This is a genomic window from Stieleria sp. (genome assembly GCF_041595215.1).
Taxonomy (GTDB): domain Bacteria; phylum Planctomycetota; class Planctomycetia; order Pirellulales; family Pirellulaceae; genus Stieleria; species Stieleria magnilauensis.
The window spans coordinates 1-4,053 of the sequence record NZ_JBFHKV010000818.1 but is presented as its reverse complement, the minus strand read 5'-3'; the positions used below and the strand labels follow the sequence as shown (position 1 = coordinate 4,053).

The window sequence follows — 4,053 nt, the reverse complement described above, 5'->3', positions numbered from 1 at the left end:
GGGGGTCTGTCCCCAGACGCACGAAAGAGAAACCCACGGATGGCAGGGCGAACCCACGGATTTGTTGCTGCTCCCCATCCGTGGGTTCGCGCTGCTATCCGTGGGCCTATTTAGATAGCATTTCCATCGGGGTCTGTCCCCGGGCGGCCTGGGGTCTGTCCCCGGGCGGGAGCGACAGAACTGATTCATTGGGTTGTGGCTCGACTGAGATCCGTCGGAAGCTGTGAGCGTTGGGGCGCCTTGGTCTGATCTGCAACAGACGCGACCGATCCTTCGAAACTTCGCCGCCTCGCTGGGGTTTAGATGCGTTGACCGCGTGCGGCGACTTCGCTTTTCCGTCTTTTCCTTCTTTGGAGCTTTTCTAACATGACCGACCGATCCTGCCACCGACGTGGGTGGACATTGCGGCAGCGTTTCTTTTCGGCCGCCGCTTTGACGGGAAGCCTGGTTGCCGCTGCCTCGGCCACAACCGCTGCGGATTGGACCCGATTCTTGGGGCCAGGGGGCAATTCAATCAGTTCCGATTCGGCGCAGCTCCCCGAAACCTGGAACGACACCGAAAACGTCAAATGGAAAGCCAGTCTCCCCGGCCAAGGGGTATCGAGCCCGATCGTCGTCGCCGGCAAGGTCTTTGTGACCAGCTACTCAGGATACGGAACCGGTGGCGAGAACGAGCAGATCGAGGACTTGAAACGACACCTGTCGTGCTACGACGCGGTGACCGGCGAGGAGCTGTGGAGCAAGACGATCGACGCGGTCCAGCCGGAAGATCCGTACAGCGGGATGGGGGTGCCGGCGCACGGTTACGCCAGCCACACGCCCACCAGTGATGGCAAACACGTGTTCGTGTTCTTGGGAAAAAGCGGAGTCATCGCGTTTGACCTGGAGGGCAACGAGATCTGGCGAAAGAGCGTCGGAACGGGCAGCGGCCAACAGCGCTGGGGTTCGGCGTCGAGCCCGATCGTGTATCAGTCGGATTCCCAAAACCTGGTGATCGTCAACGCATCGGACGAAAGCGAAACCCTGTTCGCCTTTGACGCCGCGACCGGAGACGAAGTCTGGAAAACACCGGCGGGCGATTTGGCCAGCACCTGGAGCACCCCGAACCTGGTCCAAGCCGGCGACCGAACCGATCTGGTGATCACCGTGCCGGGAGAAGTCTGGGGGCTGAATCCAGAAACCGGCAAGCTGCGTTGGTACTCGCGAGGCACGACCGACAACACCGCCTCGGCCAGCCCGATCGTGGTCGACGACGTCGTGATCGCGGTGGGCGGTCGCAGCGGGGATGCGGTCGCGGTCAAAGCGGGTGGCAAGGGCGACGTGAATGCGTCCCATGTCGTTTGGGATGCGAATATCCCCGGACGATTCGCCACGCCCATCGCCCACGACGGCCACCTGTACGTTTTCAATAGCGGCGTGCTGTCCTGCTACGACGCGAAGACGGGCGAGCGGGTCAACCAGCGACGACTGTCCGCCAGTCGCGGCGGTGGCGGGGGACGTCCCGGCGGCTTCGGCCCCGGTGGCTTCGGCCCTGGTGGTGACCGCGGCCCAGACGCCGACCGTGGCCCTGGTGGTGACCGCGGCGGTGATCGAGCTCGCGGCGGATTCGGCGGCCGGCCCGGTGGTGGCGGCCGAGGCGGATTCGGCGACCGACGCAGCCAGGAGTACGCGACCCCGGTGTTGGCCGACGGCAAGATCTACGTCGTCGCGCCCGGCGGCGAGGTGCATGTCGTCAACGCCACGCCAGAGATGGAAGTGCGACACACCAACACGCTGAGCGACGATTCGGGCTTTTCCGGCTCACCGGCGATCAGCGAGGGCCGGCTGTATCTGCGTAGCGGTTCCGCCCTGTACTGCATCGCCCAATAGACGGCATCGCCGCAGCGGGACGAGTCGGGAGGCGGGGATCGGTGCTGACGAAAGCGTCAAAACGTAGTGCCGGCGATTATCGTTTTCCGCTCGATGCGGTAGGATAGTTGCCCGGCCTGCCCATTTGCATCTACTCACTCCCCTTCGATCGTCACCTTGTTCGCTCGACTCTACGCTCGCACTGTTTTTTGGCCGACACTCGCCTGGAATCTGCTTCTTGCGCGGGTGTTGCGTCGTCGTCATTGGTGGAGCCGAATTGATAGCCACGTGATCGTCGGCGCCTATCCGTTCGCTGCCGATGTGGCGTCGCTGCGAGGCGAAGGCGTTCGCGCGGTGGTCAACACGTGCGAAGAGTACAAAGGGCCGATCATCCAGTATGAACAGCACGGCATCGAGCAGTTGCACATCCCCACGACCGACTTCACGCACCCTCGACTGAGCGACGTCGAAGCCGCCGTTGAATTCATCCAGAAGTACAAACTGCAAAACGATACCGTTTACATTCACTGCAAGGCAGGCCGCGCCCGCAGCGCGACGATCGCGATGTGCTGGTTGATCAAGTACCGCAACATGACGGCCCAACAGGCGCAAGAGCATCTGCTGGCCGCGCGCCCCCACATCAACCCCAGACTGACCAGCCGCCCGGTCGTCCAACAGTTCCAGGCGTCGCTCAAGGCCGCTGAAAGCGAAGCCGGTCATTTCCCCGCAATTGAAGAGCCCTTGGGAACCGCCAGCCCCCCGGACAGCGAAAAACCCGATATCTTGTTGTAGACGCGCCCCCAACCCGCTTCTCAACCCCTTTGACTGAGTCCACGCTGCCATGGACGGACCCGACATCACCTCGGCGGAGCATCGTGGGCTCGATGACGAAACGGTCAGCACGCTGCGTCTGTCGATGCTGCCGGGCATCGGACCGCGAACCCTGACCGCCCTGCTGGACACCTTCGGCTCGCCACGGCGTGTGCTGGCCGCCGACAACAGCCAACTGGCGGCGGTGCCCGGGGTGGGACCGAAATTGATCCACACGATCCGCACCGCTGCCGACTATGTCGACACGGACTCGATCCTGCAGTGGTGCCAGAGCCACGACTGCGATTTGCTTCGCAAGGGTCGCGGCGGCTACCCGCGACCGCTGGAAGACCTGTCTGACGCGCCACCGATTCTGTTTGCCCGCGGCACGCTGACCCGAACCGACGAACTGGCCGTTGCGATCGTGGGCACGCGGCACGCCACCGCCTACGGCACCCGCCAAGCCGATCGCATCGCGTATGGGCTTGCCAAAGCGGGGGTGACGGTGGTCAGCGGATTGGCCCGCGGGATCGATGCGGCGGCACACGAAGGAGCGTTGTCGGCCGGCGGGCGGACGATCGCGGTGCTGGGCGGGGGCCTGGGTCAGATCTACCCGCCCGAGCACGTCGGCTTGGCCGACGCGATCGCCGCCGACGGTGCCGTGATCAGCGAATACGCGCCATACGCCAAACCGCGCGGCGGCATGTTCCCCCAGCGCAACCGGATCATCGCCGCCCTGGCCCTGGCGACCCTGGTCATCGAAGCCCCCGATCGCAGCGGGTCGTTGATCACCGCCCGACAGGCCGGCGAACTGGGGCGAGACGTCTTGGCGCTGCCCGGCCCGGTCACCAGCCGTGCCTCCCGCGGGACGAACCAACTGATCCGCGACGGCGCGACGCTGGTCCAGACCGTCGACGACATTTTGGAATCTCTCGGCCCGATGGCTCGCAGCGTCAGCACCGACGACGGCCATGAAGTGCGAAATCCGGCCGAATTGAAGCTCAACGACGTCGAGCGCACGGTGCTCGAATCCATCGACGCCTCCAGCACCCTGATCGACCAGGTCATCGCCCGCTGCGGATTACCGGCCCACCAGGTGATGGCAACGATCAGCGTGCTTGAAATCCGCCATCTGATCCGCCGCCAAAGCGGCCACTACGTCTGCCGAATCTGACGTGGCGTAAGCTTCCAGCTTGCGACTTGCCGCCACCTGGTGGACGGAAGCTGGGTGCTGATGGGGTCGCTGTGAAGCATTGATTCCCCGCGTTTTACGAGGTGTTAGCGGCAGGGCGCAAGCCCAATACCGCTAAATCGACAAGGTATTGACCAGCGCAGGGCCCGTAGGCTAGCGCCAAACGGCTGATAATCAATTGACATCAGCCGGTTCGCGCCAGC

3 protein-coding genes are annotated in these 4,053 nt (G+C 64.0%); all 3 read left to right on the top strand.

Going from position 1 to position 4,053, the window contains the following annotated elements:
- Nucleotides 1–366: 366 nt before the first annotated feature.
- On the top strand, nt 367–1,869 hold the full coding sequence (locus ABX749_RS24660) for a PQQ-binding-like beta-propeller repeat protein (RefSeq protein WP_372898330.1): 1,503 nt from the start codon (nt 367–369) through the stop codon (nt 1,867–1,869).
- A 156-nt stretch (nt 1,870–2,025) separates the two neighbouring features.
- The gene (locus ABX749_RS24655; protein WP_372898329.1) at nt 2,026–2,640 is read left to right on the top strand and encodes a phosphatidylglycerophosphatase and protein-tyrosine phosphatase 1 family protein; all 615 of its coding nucleotides are present in this window, start codon (nt 2,026–2,028) and stop codon (nt 2,638–2,640) included.
- Between the two features lie 49 nt (nt 2,641–2,689).
- A complete protein-coding gene (gene dprA / locus ABX749_RS24650) occupies nt 2,690–3,832 on the top strand; it encodes a DNA-processing protein DprA (protein ID WP_372898328.1) in 1,143 nt (380 codons plus the stop codon).
- The last annotated feature ends 221 nt before the right edge of the window (nt 3,833–4,053 follow it).